This is a genomic window from Tepidiforma bonchosmolovskayae, assembly GCF_008838325.1.
In the GTDB taxonomy this organism is placed as follows: Bacteria; Chloroflexota; Dehalococcoidia; order Tepidiformales; family Tepidiformaceae; genus Tepidiforma; species Tepidiforma bonchosmolovskayae.
Window position 1 is genome coordinate 514,096 of record NZ_CP042829.1, and the last position, 14,205, is coordinate 528,300.

A 14,205-nucleotide genomic window follows, 5' to 3' on the forward strand; every position below is an offset into this window, starting at 1 on the left:
GAACTGTAGGGGAACGGCGGGAACGGCGACAAGCCGGTGCCGGGGAGCGGCGTGCGGGCGCGTGGCGGGGACCGGGGTGCCGGGCGGCTTCCCCGGAGGCAGCTGGCGCCGGTAGACTTCGGCGGCCGGGTGCGCGAGCGCGCCAAGACCATCCTGGCAGGAGGACTGGCGATGGATATCCGCGGAGGCGTGGTGATCGTCACGGGGTCGGCCACAGGGGTCGGGGCGGCGTGTGCGAAGCTGCTGGCGAGCAAGGGCTGCAACGTGGTCATCAACTACACGAAGTCGGAGGCGGACGCGCGGGAGACGCAGGCGGCCTGCGAGGCGCTGGGGGTCGAGACGCTGCTCGTCCAGGCGGATGTCGCCAACGATGCCGACTGCCGTCGGATGGCGCAGGCAGCGATCGACCGCTGGGGGCGCATTGACGGGCTGATCAACAACGCCGGGACGACGAAGTTCGTCAACCACACCGACCTTGAGGGGCTGACGGCGGAGGATTTCCAGCGGATCTACGCGGTGAACGTGATTGGGGCGTACCAGATGACCCGGGCGGTGGCGCCGCAGATGAAGGCTCAGGGGCGGGGCGCCATCGTGAACGTTTCGTCGATTGCGGGCGTGATGGGGATTGGGAGTTCGATTGCGTATGCGGCCTCGAAAGGGGCGCTGAACACGATGACGCTTTCGCTGGCTCGGGCGCTGGGGCCGGAGATCCGGGTGAACGCGATCTGCCCGGGGTTCATCCAGGGGCGGTGGCTGCGGAGCGGACTCGGCGATGCGGCGTACGAAGCGGCGCTGGCGCAGCAGGAGCGGACGACGCCGCTGCGCCGGGCGGGGACGCCGGAGGAGATGGCGCAGGCAGCGGTCTGGTTCATCGAGGGGGCGGACCTCGTGACGGGCGAGCTGCTGATTGTGGACGCCGGGGCGCACCTCGGCGCTGCGCCGCTCATCGCGCGGTGACCGACGGCCCGCGTCCGCTTGCGCCGCGCCCGAAAGCAGTGTGGAGTGGAGCCATGGTGCAGGAACGGCTCCAGAAGATTCTCTCGAACGCGGGCGTGGCGTCACGGCGCAAGGCCGAGGAGCTGATCCTCGCGGGGCGGGTGCAGGTGAACGGGCAGGTGGTGACGACGCTCGGCGCGCGGGCTGACCTCGACGTCGACGAGGTGCTGGTGGATGGGGAGCCGGTGCGCCGGGACCGGTACCGGTACTTCATGCTGAACAAGCCGCGGGGCTTCGTGACGACGGCGCGCGACGAGCAGGGCCGGGAGACGGTGCTCGACCTGGTGCCGATCGGCGACGTGCAGCTCCACCCGGTCGGCCGGCTCGACCGGGAAAGCGAGGGTCTGGTCATCGTGACGAACGACGGGCACCTGACGGACCTGCTCACGCACCCGCGCTACGGGGTGGAGAAGGAGTACCTCGTTGGGGTAGATGCGCCAGTGCCGGCGAAGGACATCGAGCGGATGGTGCGGGGCATCAGGGTCGACGGCGAGCGGCTGCGCGCGGCTTCGGTCCGGCCGGCGGAACCCCCCGCCGATGCGGAGCCCGATGCCGGGGCCGGTGCGTGGCTGCTGGTGACGCTGCGCCAGGGAAAGAACCGGGAGATCCGGCGGATGCTCGCCGCGCTGGGGCGAAAGGTAGTGGTCCTGCGGCGGCTGCGGGTGGGGCCGCTGCGGCTGGGCGACCTCGGGAGCGGGGCGTTCCGGGAGCTGACGGCAGACGAGGTGGCGGCGCTCTACCGTGCGGGACGGGCGGCACAGGCGGCCGGCGAGCGGGCGGCGGATGGGCCGGAACGGAGCGGTCGTCTACCATCGCGGCGATGAAGCAGGAAGGATGCATCCCGTGGCCGATTGCCATCGATGGGCCGGCTGCCTCGGGGAAGAGTTCGCTCGGCATGGCGCTGGCGCGGCGGTTCGGGTACCTGTTCCTCGACACGGGGCTGATGTACCGGGCCGTGACGCTGGCGGCCCTCGAGGCGGGCGTACCGCCGGAGGACGCGGCTGCGGGCGCGTTCGCGCGGTCGCTCGACATCCGCGCCGTGGCGGGGGAGGAGACGCGGATCCTGCTGGGGGGGCGGGATGTGACGGGGCGGCTGCGGGAGCCGGAGGTAGAGCACCACGTCAGCGCCTACAGCGCGCTGCCCTCGGTCCGGGCGGCGATGGTGGCGGCGCAGCGGGCGATCGCGGCGCAGGGGCCGGCAATCCTCGCGGGGCGGGACATCGGGACGGTTGTGCTGCCGGATGCGCCGGTGAAGCTGTTCCTCGAGGCGTCGCCGGAGGCGCGGGCGGCGCGCCGGAGCCGGCAGGCGCACGAGTGGGGCATGGCGCAGGAAGCGGCGGAGGCCCGCCGGGACATCGAGCAGCGGGACCGGCTGGACAGTTCGCGGGCGGCGAGCCCGCTGCGTCCTGCCGAGGATGCCGTTGTGATTGACACCACGGACCTCACGCTGGAGGAGGTCATCCGGTTCGCGCTGGAGCTGCTGGGATGCAACTGAGGCTGCCGAGGCTGCGCTGGGAGACGTTTGTCCCGCCGTTCTACTGGGCGTGCACCTATCTGCTGCGGGGCGCGCTCTGGCTGGTGGTGCGGTGGGAGGTGCGGGGCCGGGAGCACGTGCCGATGGAAGGCGGGCTGATTGTGGTGTCGAACCACCTGAACAACGCCGACCCGCCGATTGTGGGCGCCGGGGTTGCGAAGCGGCGGATCCGGTGGATGGCGAAGGTGGAGCTGTTCAGGTACCCGTTCGGGGTGATCCCGCGGCTGTGGGGCGCCTTCCCGGTGCGGCGGTTCGAGGCCGACCTCGGGGCGATGCTGACGGCTGAGCGGATCCTGCGGCAGGGCGGCGTCCTCGGGATGTTCCCGGAAGGAACGCGCTCGCGGACGGGGTACCTCGGCAAGCCGCACCCGGGGACGGCGCTGATCGCGCTGCGGACGGGTGCGCCGGTCCTGCCGTGCGCGGTGACGGGCACGGAGAAGCTGCGCAACCCGCTGGTGCTGCTGCGGCGGCCGCGGTTTACGGTGACGATCGGCGAGCCGATCCGGGTGGAGGCGGTGAAGCGGCCCACAGAGGAGCAGGTGAGCGCCCTCACGGCGCGGATTTACGAGGCGATCCGGGCGCTCTTACCGCCCCAGTACGCCGGTCCCTATACTGGCAGTGAGGGCACCGCGCCCGGGGAGACCGATGGTCCAGATCATCCGCGCGAGTGACATGGGGTTCTGCATGGGCGTCCGGCGCGCCGTGCAGATCATGGAGAGCGAAGCGACGCCGGAGCGGCCGGTGTTCAGCGTGGGGGAGATCGTCCACAACCCGCACGTCGTGCGGGCGCTGGAGCGAAGCGGGGTGGTGCAGCTGCCGGGCCCGGACGACGTGGATGGGGATATTGGGAAGGCGACGGCCGAGCGGGTGAAGTCCGGCCGGGTCGCGATTACCGCGCACGGCGTGGGCGAGCGGGTGGTGCGCGAGCTGGAGGCGAGCGGGCTGGAGATTATCGACACGACCTGCCCGATCGTGACGCGGGCGCAGCGGTACGGGCAGAAGTTCGCCCGCGAGGGCTGGCACGTGCTGATTTTCGGCGACCCGGGGCATAAGGAGGTGCGCGGCATCCTCGGGTGGACCTTCGGGCAGGACGGCGAGCCGCGGGCGACGGTGGTGCCGCAGGCGGACTACGAGAGCCTGCGCCGGCTGGTGGAGGAGTTCCCGGGCGGGTTCCCGAACAAGATCGGCGTGATGGCCCAGACCACGCATAAGATGGAAGACTTCGCGAAGTTTGTGGCGAACCTGATGCTGCTGCGGCGGGACCACAACTTCGAGCTGCATGTGGTGAATACGCTCTGCCACGCGACGACGGGCCAGCAGGAGGCCGCGGCGGCGCTGGCGAGGCAGGTGGACGTGATGGTCGTGGTGGGCGGCAAGAAGAGCGCGAACACGCGGCATCTACGGGAGGTGGCTGAGGAGCAGGGGACGCGCGCCTACCATATCGAGGGGCCGGAGGAGCTGGAGGCCGCGTGGTTCGCCGGCGCAGAGCGGATCGGGCTGACGGCCGGGGCTTCGACGCCGGACTTCTCGGTGGACGCTGTGGAGGCGCGCATCCGGGAGCTGGTCGGCGCGCGGTAACGGGGATGCCCGGGCGGGCTCCCGTGCCATAATCGAACCGTGAGGAATACGCCGGCACCGGGGGTAATCAGCGGGGTACGGCCCGGTTCGCTGGCGGCGCTTGCCGGGCTGGAACCGGGCGATGCTGTGGTGCGGGTGAACGGGCGGGTGCCGCGCGACGTCGTGGATGTGCAGTTCTACGCCGCCGAGCCCGAGGTAGAGGTGCTGGTCCGGAAGGCGAACGGGCTCGACGACCTCATCGTGTTCGAGAAAGCGATCGACGAGGACATCGGGTGGGAGTTCGAGCGGGCGACGTGGGATGAGGTGATCCTCTGCAACAACAACTGCTTCTTCTGCTTCCTCAAGGGGCTGCCCAGGGGAATGCGGAAGACGCTGTACGTGAAGGACGACGACTACCGGCTTTCGTTCCTGCACGGCAATTTCGTGACGCTGACGAACCTGACCGAGGACGACTGGGCGCGGCTGGAGGAGCAGCGGCTCAGCCCGCTCAACGTGTCCGTGCACGCGACCGACCTGGAGCTGCGGCGGCGGATGCTGGCGAACCCCGATGCCCCGGACATCCTCGGGCAGCTGCGGCGGCTCGGGGAGCTGGGCATCCAGGCGCACACGCAGATTGTGCTCTGCCCGGGTGTGAACGATGGGGAGCACCTTCGGCGGTCGATTGCGGAGCTGGGAGCGCTGTACCCGACGGTGCTGACGATCAGCGTGGTGCCGGTGGGTGCGAGCCCGCGGCTGGAGGAGTGGGCGCTGGAGCGGGACGGGATTCCGCTGGAGCGGCCGACCCCCGCGTACGCCCGGGAGGTGATCGGGCTCATCCGGCCGTTCCAGCGCGAGTTCCGGCGGCGGTTCGGCGCGACGATTGTGCAGTGCAGCGACGAGTACTACATGACAGCGGGGCTGCCGGTGCCAACGGCGCGGGCGTATGACGGCTTCCCGCAGTACGAGAACGGGATCGGGATGGTGCGGCGGATGCTGGACGACTGGGCGCGGACGCGCCGGCGATTGCAGGTGCGGGGCGTGCCCCCGGGCGTGGCAGGCCGGCGGGCGGTGGTGGGTACGGCGCGGCTGATGGCACCGACGCTGGCGGCGATTGCGCGGGAGTTCTCCGCGCTGACCGGGGCGGAGGTGGAGGTCCGGGGGGTGACGAACCGGGTGTTCGGCGAGCGGGTGAACGTGAGCGGGCTGGTGTGCGGCCAGGATTATGTGGAGCAGGTGCGGGGCGAGCGGCCGCCCGACTGCTACATCCTGCCGCGGTCGAGCCTGGACTATTTCGGGGAGAAGTTCCTCGACTCGATGACCGTTGAGGAGGCGGAAGCGGGGCTGGGTGCGCCGCTGGGGTTCGCGAGTGCGTGGTCGGAGGTGGTGCGGATCCTGGCGGAGGGGCCGCGGCGGCCGGGGCGGAATGCGCGGACCAACGGGCGATTCTGGGCCGAGCCGGCGCCGGCAGGGGCGGCAGCAGATTCGTGAATCGCCCGGGAGGGCGGCGGATGGTATCTTCGCCGTGCAGGCCCGCGGCCGTGCTGCCGCGGAGAGCGGGCCGAATTCCCCTACGAGCCGAGGCCAGGATGACCGAACAGTTGACCGCTGAGCAGAAGCTCCAGCAGTTGATCGCCCTGAAGGAAGCTGCCGCGCTGGGCGGCGGCCCGAAGCGGATCGAGGCGCAGCACGCGCGCGGGAAGCTGACGGCGCGGGAGCGGATCGACCTGCTGCTGGACCCGGGGACGTTCGAAGAGCTGGACATGCTCATGCGGCCGCGGGGTTCGCTGGCGGGCGGCAACGTCGAGGCGGTCGTGACTGGATGGGGGAAGGTCGACGGGCGGCCGGTGTACGTGTTTTCGTACGACTTCACGGTCGCGGGCGGTTCGCTGAGCGAGGCGGTCGCCGAGAAGATTTTGAAGGTGATGGACCTGGCGATGATGACGGGGGCACCGATCATCGGGATCCAGGACTCGGGCGGGGCGCGCATCCAGGACGGCCCGGAGAGCCTGCGCGGCTTCGGCGAAATCTTTGCGATGAACACGCTCGCGAGCGGGGTGGTTCCGCAGATCAGCGTGATTATGGGGCCGTGCGCGGGCGGCGCCGTGTACAGCCCGGCGATCACGGACTTCGTCTTTATGGCCGAGGGCTCGAGCTACATGTTCATCACGGGCCCGGACGTGGTGAAGTCGGTGACAGGCGAAGAGGTGACACAGGAGACGCTGGGCGGCGCGGACGTTCACGCATCGCGGAGCGGGGTGGCGCATTTCGCCATCGCGGGCGAGGAGGCGACGCTGGCGGAGGTGCGGCGACTGCTGTCGTTCCTCCCGTCGAACAATGCGGAGGACCCGCCGTTTGTGCCGACGAACGATGACGTGAACCGGACCGAGGAGGACCTGCTGACGATTGTGCCGGCGGAGCCGAACCGGCCGTACGACGTGCGGGAGGTGATCGATCGGATCGTCGACGACGGCGACTTCATGGAGGTGCACGAGGCGTTTGCGCCGAACATCGTGGTCGGATTCGGCCGGATGGGCGGGCGGAGCGTGGGGTTTGTGGCGAACCAGCCGATGCACCTCGCGGGTTCACTGGACATCAACGCAAGCCGGAAGGCGGCGCGCTTCGTCCGCTTCTGCGACTGCTTCAACATTCCGCTGGTGACGCTGGTGGACGTGCCGGGCTACCTGCCGGGGACATCGCAGGAGTACAACGGCATCATCACGCACGGCGCCAAGCTGCTCTATGCGTACAGCGAGGCGACGGTGCCGAAGGTGGCGGTGGTGCTGCGGAAGGCGTACGGAGGTGCGTACCTCGTGATGTCGTCGAAGCACCTGCGGGGCGACATGAACTTTGCATGGCCGACGGGCGAGATTGCGGTGATGGGGCCTGACGGGGCGGCGAACGTGGTGTACCGGGACGAGATTGCGAACGCCCCGGACCCCGAGGCCCGGCGGAAGGAGCTGATCGAGGAGTACCGGCAGAAGTTCGCGAACCCGTATATCCCGGCGGGACGGGGGTTCATTGACGACGTAATCGACCCGCGGCAGACGCGGCCGAAGATCATCCGGGCGCTGGAGATGCTCCAGAATAAGGCGGACCGGAACCCGCCGAAGAAGCACGGGAACATCCCGCTGTAGGCGGCGGAGCGGGGCGCTTCGGGAAGCTCCACCGCAAGAAGCGGGGAACTCCCCGATGCCGGCGGCGGGGCGGGCGCACGACACTGTGGCGAGAACTGGTGCGTTGCAGGAGGAGGTGCGCCATGCCGGAGGCTCGCCAGGCGGGCGTGGATGTGGTCGCGGCGATCGAGGCGCTGCCGCCGCTGCCGGCGGTAGCGCTGCGGGTGATGCAGGTCGCGCAGGACCCGAAGGCGTCGGCCTCGGACCTGGCGCTGGTGGTTTCGGCGGACCCGGGCCTCAGCAGCCGGATCCTGCGGGTGGTGAACTCGGCGGCGTACCGGCGGATGCGGGAGGTGACCTCGGTCCAGCAGGCGCTGGTGACGCTGGGGTTCGTGCAGGCGCGGAACCTGGCGATTAGCGGGGCGATCGCGGGGTCGTATGCGCCGGACGCGCTGAACGCGCTCTTCCGGATCGAGACGTTCTGGCGGCATTCGATCGCGGTGGCGTTCAAGGCCGCGGAGCTGGCAGGGCAGGGGCGGCGGGTGGATGTGCCGAGCGCGTTCACGGCGGGGATTGTGCACAACATGGGCCGCCTCGCGCTGTTCTACCGTGACCCGGCGCTGGTCGACCAGGCGGTCGCGCGGGCGATGGCGGAGGGGCGGACGCTCGAGGAGGTGGAGGCGGAGCTGGGCTTCGACCATGCGGCGGCGGGCGAGCTGCTGGCACGGAAGTGGAAGCTGCCGGAGGCGATCTGCGAGGCGATCGGGCGGCACCACGAGCCGCTGGAGACGAACCAGACGCTTGCGGGGTGCGTGGCGATGGCCGACCGGTACGTCGTTGAGAACGGGCTGCTTCCGGGATACGTGCTGCCGCCGGAGCCGGGGACGGTGCGGGTGCCGGCGCCTGAGTTTGCGCAGCTGATGAAGCAGGTCGACGCGCTGATGGAGCTGGTAACGGGCCAGCCTGTGGGCGTTCGGGCGGCATAGCCGGCATCAAGGCTCGCCGGGAAATACATCAGCGTTGGCTATAGCTCGCCAGCGAGCTATTCACATTCCCGAAGCGTTCGAGTAGGCTGGAGCTCTCATTCCTCGGACGAGCAGAGCAGCAGCCATGGCAATATCCCCGGCACCCAGCAACGCAGGCAGCGCGATCATCGGGAACGCTGTCGAGGTCCATCACAACCTTTCGGTCCCGGTGCTGTACGAATACGCGGTGCGGCGGCGCGAGGGGAAGCTGCTCCAGGGCGGGTCGTTTGCGGTGTTCAGCGGCGAGCGGACGGGGCGGAGCCCGCAGGACAAGTTCGTTGTGAAGACGCCGGAGATTTCGGAGCACGTGTGGTGGGGGAAGCACAACCAGCCTCTGCCGGTGGAGACGTTTGAGCGGCTGCTGGCGAAGGCGATGCAGTACCTGAGGGGGCGGGAGATCTTCGTGCAGGACACGGTGGTCTCGCAGGACCCGGCACACCGGAAGACGGTGCGCGTGATTACGGAGCAGGCGTACCACTCGCTGTTCGCACGAACGATGTTCATCCCTTCGGAGAAGCGGCCGTTCGACGAGAAGGCGGACATTACGATCATCCACTGCCCGTTCCTCCACCTGGCCGGGGAGGCCGACGGGGTGCGGAGCGACGCGGTAGTCGCGCTGAACCTGACGGAAGGGATCATCCTGATCGCAGGGACGGCCTATGCGGGCGAGATGAAGAAGGCTGTCTTTACGGCGATGAACTACTACCTGCCGCTCGAGGGCATCCTCTCGCTGCACTCGGCGGCGAACGTGGACCCTCGGACGGGGAAATCGGCGCTGTTTTTCGGGCTTTCGGGCACGGGGAAGACGACGCTGAGCACGGACCCTGAGCGGCTGCTGGTCGGGGACGACGAGCACGCCTGGACGGAGCGGGGGATTTTCAACATCGAGGGCGGGTGCTACGCGAAGACAATCCGGCTTTCGAAGGAGGCGGAGCCGGACATTTTCGAGCAGACGCACGAGTTCGGGACGATCCTGGAGAACGTAATCTTCGACGAGGAGACGCGCGAAGTCGACCTGAACGATGACAGCATCACGGAGAACACGCGGGGCAGCTACCCGCTGGAATCGCTGAAGCATGTGTACCTGGAGCCGGTGGCGCCGCACCCGTCGCACGTCATCCTGCTGACGGCCGATGCGTTCGGGGTGCTGCCGCCGGTGGCGCGGCTGACGCCGGAGCAGGCGCTCTACCACTTTCTCTCGGGGTATACGTGCAAGCTGGCCGGGACGGAGGTGGGCCTCAAGGACCCCGAGGTGACGTTCAGCCCGTGCTACGGCGCGCCGTTCATGGCGCTGAACCCGACGGTCTACGCTGAGCTGCTGGAGCAGCGGCTGCGGATGACCGGGGCACAGACGTGGCTGATCAATACAGGCTGGACCGGCGGGAAGTACGGGGTCGGCAAGCGGATTGCGATCCAGGAGACGCGGAAGATGGTGCGGGCCGTGCTGAACGACCTGCTGGCGGGCGCAGAGTGCCGGAAGGACCCGGTGTTCGGGTTCGAGGTGCCGCTGCGGGTGCCGGGCGTGGATATGCGGCTGCTGGACCCGCGGGCGGCCTGGGGCGACCCGGAGGAGTACGACCGGGTCTACCGGGGGCTGGCGGAGCGGTTTGCGGCGAACTTCGAGCAGTTCCGCCCGCTGGTGCGGCCGGAGGTTGCGGCGGCCGGGCCGTGAGCGACGGGGCGGTTCGACCGAGGGAGGGAGCCTCCGTAGAATCGAGGCAGCGCCACAGCGGAGGTCGGTATCGCGTGACCGTCAAGGAGCTCAGCCGGCTGCGCCACCAGGGGACGGTGGCGGAGATTGCGAAGGTCAAGTTCCCGTATCCGAACGAGGAGTTCCCGGATTACGAGACGATTGTGAATGTGCCGAAGCCGCGGCTTTCGGTGGGCGAAGCGAACGGCCGGGAGCTGGTGCCGGACATCGTGGTGGTGCACAAACCGGGCCTCTTCCTGCGGATGATGGCGGAAGTGGAGATGCCGGACACGGTGAACGATGAGTCGGCGGTGCAGGACTGGCTGCCGATGTCGAAGATTGGGCCGCTCTACCTGTACGTGCCGGTCGGCATGGTGCCGGAGACGAAGAAGCTGCTGAAGAAGCACAAGATTTCGGTGGCGGGCATCCGGACGTGGCGGTTCCGGCCCGTGTGGGGGCTCGAGGTCGTCGAAGTTCCGTAGGGATGCCGGGCGCGGCGGATCCGCAGGCAGGCGCCGGGGTTCAGGCCCCGGCGTTTTGGCGTCGGCGTTCGCGGAGGTAGTAGCGGAGGGCGAGGGCGAGGGTGACGGCGGCGATGACGGGGAGAATGACGCCCAGCATCACCATGCTGTAGGCATCGAGCGCGTCGTGGCCGCTGGCGTCGAGGAAGAGGTAGAGGGCGTAGGCGGCGTAGAGGCCGAGGAAGAGGGCGCCGTTGGCGCGGGTGATCACGTAGCCCGTGAAGAAGATGGGGAGGGCGGCGACCGCGACGGCGGTCATGACGGGGAGGTCGAAGCGGGCAGCTGAATCGGCGACGGGGATGCCTCCGGGCGAGACGGCTGCCGCAGCACCCAGCACGGCCATCAGGTTGAAAAGGTTGCTGCCGACGGCGTTGCCGACGGCGATATCACGTTCTCCACGGATGGCGGCAACGACCGAGGTGGCGAGCTCGGGCATGGAGGTGCCGGCCGCGACGATCGTGAGTCCGATGACCAGTTCGCTCACGCCGAGGGCTTCGGCGATGTCGATGGCGCCGGCAGTGAACCATTCGGAGCCGAGGACGAGCAGCCCGAGGCCGGCGGCGACGAGGATGATGTCGAGCGTGACGGTGCGCGGGGTCACCGGGCGGCGGCCGATCTCGGCCTCGTATTCGTCCTCGACCTCACGGGATTCGCTGCGGCTTTTGCGGACTGCCCACCAGGTGTAGGCCACGACGCCGGCGAAGAGGAGGGCGCCTTCGTAGCGCTGGATGCTGCCATCGAGGGCAAACATCAGCACAAGGAACGAAACGGCGATCATGAGCGGGACCTCGAAGCGGACGAGCTGCTGGTGAACGATGAGGGGCGCAGCGAGGGCGGAGACTCCGAGGATGACGAGGATGTTGAAGATGTTGCTCCCGACGACGTTGCCGATCGCGAGGTCGGGCTTGCCGCCCAGGGAGGAGGAGATGCTGACCGCGAGCTCGGGCGAGCTTGTGCCGAAGGCGACGACGGTGAGGCCGACGACGAGCGGCGAGACGCCCATCGCGATGGCGAGGTGGCCGGCGCCGCGCACCAGTCCTTCAGCGCCGACGATGAGCATGGCGATGCCGGCGACGAACAGGGCGAGGGAAAGGGGGTCCATGCATTCCCCAGTATCGCCGGGCGGGGGGCGGCGGGGAACGGCGGGCAAGGGTCAGGACAGCCGATACCGCTGAACGTCGCGGTAGCCATCCCAGAACGGCGATGGCGGCGGGCCGAACGTGCCGGGTCGGCGGAAGGTCTCCCCGACCTGCTGGAGCCACGGGACGACACCGCGGAAGCCGTCACGGAGGATGGCGCGCTGGAGCCCGGCGAAGGCGGCGGAGTCGGCGGGGTCGGCTGCCAGGAGGTTCGAGCGCTCGGCGGGAGCCAGGGCGTGGCCGTAGAGGTCGAGGAGGAGTTCGCGCGGGTCGGGGGAGGGGAGCGGCGTGCCCCAGCCGAACCAGAAGGCGGCGCGGCCGTTGCCGTAGGCGCCCTCCTGAACGCGGCGAGCGATGGTGGTGTAGGTTTCGACGCCGGGGCGGAACTGCGGCCCGAGCACGTCGTTCAGGCGGGCGATGACGACGGCGCTGGCGGCGTAGCGGGGGTCGAAGATGGAGGGAATGTCGACCGTGACGGGGCCCAGCGACGGCCCACCGGCTGCCTCCCAGCGCTGGCGGGCGGCCCGGGCATCGTCGGCCGCGTCGGCGGCATAGCCGGGGAAGGGCGCGAGGACCGGGGGTTCGAGCGCCGCGCGGGAGACCGGCGGGAGCGGGCCGGAAGGGCGGGCGCGCCCCGCGAAGAGCGCGTCGGCCAGGCAGGTGCGATTGAGCGCGCCGGAGATCGCTTCGACGAGGCGCGGGTCGGACCAGGGCGGACCGGAGGCCGCGAAGGTGGAGAGGACGAGTTCGCGGTGGAAGCGGGGAAGCTCCACAATGCCGGGCAGGGCGCGGGCCGCCTCCGCGTCGCGCGGGTCGATGGCGGGGAATTCGTCGAGTTCGCCGGCGCGGTAGCGGGCGAGGGTGTCGACGGGCGGGCTGACGGCCATTGCATCTAGGAGCGGCGAACGGTGGCCGGAGGCGTGGGCCCGGAAGCGGGCCGCGGGGCCATCGAAGCCGGAGAAGACCCACGGGCCGCAGCCGGCGAGGAGGGCCGGGTCGAGGGGGTCGGAGGGGGCCGACGGGCCTTCGAGGACGGCCGGCGGCTGGACGAGGGCGAATTCGCCGGCCAGGGCGGGGAGGAGGAGCGGCGACGGGCGGTCGAGGACGAGCCGGACGGCGGCGAGGCCGGGGGTTTCGACGCGGGCGATGTCGAGCAGGGCAGCGGAGCGCTGCGACCGGGGGGCATCGCCCGCGCGGGCGATCGCCACGACCCGGGCGAGGTGGGCCTGCACCTCGGCGGCCGTGACAGGGGCGCCGGCGAGGGGCGGGACGTCGTGCCAGCGGGCGCGGGGGTCGAGGCGGAGGACGAGGGTCAGGGGGTCGGGCTGTTCCCACGCGGCGGCGAGGTCGGGGCCGAGGACCGCAGCGGCAGGGTCGGCCCACTGGATGAGCCGGGCGTGCACCCGCCCGAGCAACTCGACGACGGAGGGTTCGCCGGAGCGGGCGGCGTCGAAGGTATCAAAGTCGAAGCCTGCAGCGGCAGCGATGGCGAGGCGGCCGCCGCGGGGAAGCGGCGTAGGGGTCGGCGTGGCGGCTGGTGCACCGGGAACAGGCGGCGCGGCCGATGGGCCTAGCGGCAAGGCTCCGGGGCGGCGCCGGCGCGACGCAGCGACCACGCCGACAACAGTTCCGGCCCCGGCGAGTGAGCCGGCGCCGATGAGGAGCGCGCGGCGGGATAGCCGGGTCATCGGCGGGCGAGTTCGTGGGAGTGGCCGGGGTCGAAGAGGGCCGCGTCGGGGGCGGAGCAGCACTCCATGGCGAGGTGAAGCGCCGGCGTTTCGGGCTGGAGGGTGACGTGGACGATGCCGAATCGTTCGCGCAGGAGGGCGGCGAGGTCGGTGAGGACGTGCTCGGTGCAGCCGGCATCGGCGAGTTCGACGTGCGCGCTGAGGGCGGGGAAGGACGGGGCGATGCTCCAGACGTGGACGTCGTGGAGGTCGAGCACACCGCGGACATCGCGCGCGGCTTCGGCGATAGCGCGGGGGTCGAGGCCGGGCGGTGCACTCTCGAGGAGGATGGCGGCGGCCTGCCGGAGGAGGCCGATCGCGCGGGGAAGGATGAGCGCTGCGATCAGGAGGGCCGCGATGGGGTCGAGCGCGGGGGTGGCGCCGAGGGCAATGGCTGCGGCGGAGAGGATGACGAGGACCGAGCCGAGGGCGTCGGCCATCGCTTCGAGGGCGGCGCCGCGGACGTTCAGGTTGTCGTGGCTGTGGCCATGGAGGATGCGGAGAACAAGGAGGTTGACGGCGAGGCCGGCAACTGCAGTGGCGAGGACCGGACCGGTGCGGATGTGGTGGGCGCCGTCGAGCCGGCCAAGGGACTCGTAGATGATAAACGCGGCGATCCCGGCGAGGAGCGCGACGTGGAGGGGGACGGCGAGGACCTCGGCGCGGGCATAGCCGAAGGTGCGGCGGGCATCGGGCGGGCGCGCGGCGATGGTCGCGGCGGCGAAGGCGAGGCCGAGCCCGAGTGCATCGGTGAGCATGTGGCCGGCATCGGAGACGAGAGCGATGGAGCCGAAGGCGAAGCCGACCACGGCCTGCGCGGCGGCGAAGAGGAGGGTGAGCGAGAGCCCGAGCAGGAGCGCCCGGCGGCGGGTGTGCGCGGCTGCCACGGCTCCATGGTAGCAC

General features: G+C 70.3%; 13 protein-coding genes. 10 read left to right on the forward strand and 3 right to left on the reverse strand.

Annotated features, from left to right (window positions below; all coding sequences use genetic code 11):
- The first annotated feature begins 171 nt into the window (after positions 1-171).
- The 10 genes from Tbon_RS02645 (at position 172) to Tbon_RS02690 (ending at position 10,397) form a co-directional block, all read left to right on the forward strand.
- Entirely contained in the window at positions 172-957 is a 786-nt protein-coding gene (locus Tbon_RS02645; protein ID WP_158068227.1) for an SDR family NAD(P)-dependent oxidoreductase, read from the forward strand.
- A 53-nt stretch (positions 958-1,010) separates the two neighbouring features.
- A complete protein-coding gene (locus Tbon_RS02650; RefSeq protein ID WP_225734685.1) occupies positions 1,011-1,820 on the forward strand; it encodes a pseudouridine synthase in 810 nt (269 codons plus the stop codon).
- Positions 1,817-2,491 (forward strand): (d)CMP kinase, encoded by a 675-nt coding sequence (gene cmk, locus Tbon_RS02655; protein WP_158066169.1) that lies wholly within the window; start codon positions 1,817-1,819, stop codon positions 2,489-2,491. The genes Tbon_RS02650 and cmk overlap by 4 nt, the downstream gene beginning before the upstream one ends.
- A complete protein-coding gene (locus Tbon_RS02660; protein WP_158066170.1) occupies positions 2,482-3,201 on the forward strand; it encodes a lysophospholipid acyltransferase family protein in 720 nt (239 codons plus the stop codon). The genes cmk and Tbon_RS02660 overlap by 10 nt, the downstream gene beginning before the upstream one ends.
- A complete protein-coding gene (gene ispH, locus Tbon_RS02665) occupies positions 3,176-4,108 on the forward strand; it encodes a 4-hydroxy-3-methylbut-2-enyl diphosphate reductase (RefSeq protein WP_158066171.1) in 933 nt (310 codons plus the stop codon). The genes Tbon_RS02660 and ispH overlap by 26 nt, the downstream gene beginning before the upstream one ends.
- 39 nt (positions 4,109-4,147) lie before the next feature.
- Positions 4,148-5,575, forward strand: coding sequence for a DUF512 domain-containing protein (locus Tbon_RS02670; RefSeq protein ID WP_158066172.1), 1,428 nt, complete (start codon positions 4,148-4,150; stop codon positions 5,573-5,575).
- Between the two features lie 98 nt (positions 5,576-5,673).
- Positions 5,674-7,221: an acyl-CoA carboxylase subunit beta gene (locus Tbon_RS02675; RefSeq protein ID WP_158066173.1), complete on the forward strand. Its 1,548-nt coding sequence runs from the start codon at positions 5,674-5,676 to the stop codon at positions 7,219-7,221.
- A gap of 122 nt (positions 7,222-7,343) precedes the next feature.
- A complete protein-coding gene (locus tag Tbon_RS02680) occupies positions 7,344-8,186 on the forward strand; it encodes an HDOD domain-containing protein (RefSeq protein ID WP_158066174.1) in 843 nt (280 codons plus the stop codon).
- Positions 8,187-8,310: 124 nt separating this feature from the next.
- Positions 8,311-9,897, forward strand: a complete 1,587-nt coding sequence (gene pckA, locus Tbon_RS02685; RefSeq protein WP_158066175.1) for a phosphoenolpyruvate carboxykinase (ATP) — start codon at positions 8,311-8,313, stop codon at positions 9,895-9,897.
- Between the two features lie 74 nt (positions 9,898-9,971).
- A complete protein-coding gene (locus Tbon_RS02690; protein WP_158066176.1) occupies positions 9,972-10,397 on the forward strand; it encodes a hypothetical protein in 426 nt (141 codons plus the stop codon).
- A 40-nt stretch (positions 10,398-10,437) separates the two neighbouring features.
- On the opposite strand, the gene Tbon_RS02695 is transcribed toward Tbon_RS02690, so the two are convergent.
- Genes Tbon_RS02695 through Tbon_RS13705 form a run of 3 tightly spaced genes read right to left on the reverse strand, consistent with a single transcriptional unit; the run spans position 10,438 to position 14,189 of the window.
- The gene (locus Tbon_RS02695; protein WP_158066177.1) at positions 10,438-11,538 is read right to left on the reverse strand and encodes a calcium/sodium antiporter; all 1,101 of its coding nucleotides are present in this window, start codon (positions 11,536-11,538) and stop codon (positions 10,438-10,440) included.
- Between the two features lie 51 nt (positions 11,539-11,589).
- Complete coding sequence (locus Tbon_RS02700) at positions 11,590-13,263, reverse strand: ABC transporter substrate-binding protein (RefSeq protein ID WP_158066178.1); 1,674 nt, start codon at positions 13,261-13,263, stop codon at positions 11,590-11,592.
- A complete protein-coding gene (locus Tbon_RS13705; protein ID WP_192498086.1) occupies positions 13,260-14,189 on the reverse strand; it encodes a cation diffusion facilitator family transporter in 930 nt (309 codons plus the stop codon). Before Tbon_RS13705 ends, Tbon_RS02700 begins: the two co-directional genes overlap by 4 nt.
- Between the last annotated feature and the right edge of the window lie 16 nt (positions 14,190-14,205).

Bases quoted from the DNA above. Each gene is read 5' to 3' on its own strand.
- Tbon_RS02645 (WP_158068227.1), top strand. From the start codon at position 172: ATGGATATCCGCGGAGGCGTGGTGATCGTCACGGGGTCGGCCACAGGG.
- Tbon_RS02650 (WP_225734685.1), top strand. From the start codon at position 1,011: ATGGTGCAGGAACGGCTCCAGAAGATTCTCTCGAACGCGGGCGTGGCG.
- cmk (WP_158066169.1), top strand. From the start codon at position 1,817: ATGAAGCAGGAAGGATGCATCCCGTGGCCGATTGCCATCGATGGGCCG.
- Tbon_RS02660 (WP_158066170.1), top strand. From the start codon at position 2,482: ATGCAACTGAGGCTGCCGAGGCTGCGCTGGGAGACGTTTGTCCCGCCG.
- ispH (WP_158066171.1), top strand. From the start codon at position 3,176: ATGGTCCAGATCATCCGCGCGAGTGACATGGGGTTCTGCATGGGCGTC.
- Tbon_RS02675 (WP_158066173.1), top strand. From the start codon at position 5,674: ATGACCGAACAGTTGACCGCTGAGCAGAAGCTCCAGCAGTTGATCGCC.
- Tbon_RS02680 (WP_158066174.1), top strand. From the start codon at position 7,344: ATGCCGGAGGCTCGCCAGGCGGGCGTGGATGTGGTCGCGGCGATCGAG.
- pckA (WP_158066175.1), top strand. From the start codon at position 8,311: ATGGCAATATCCCCGGCACCCAGCAACGCAGGCAGCGCGATCATCGGG.
- Tbon_RS02695 (WP_158066177.1), bottom strand. From the start codon at position 11,538: ATGGACCCCCTTTCCCTCGCCCTGTTCGTCGCCGGCATCGCCATGCTC.
- Tbon_RS02700 (WP_158066178.1), bottom strand. From the start codon at position 13,263: ATGACCCGGCTATCCCGCCGCGCGCTCCTCATCGGCGCCGGCTCACTC.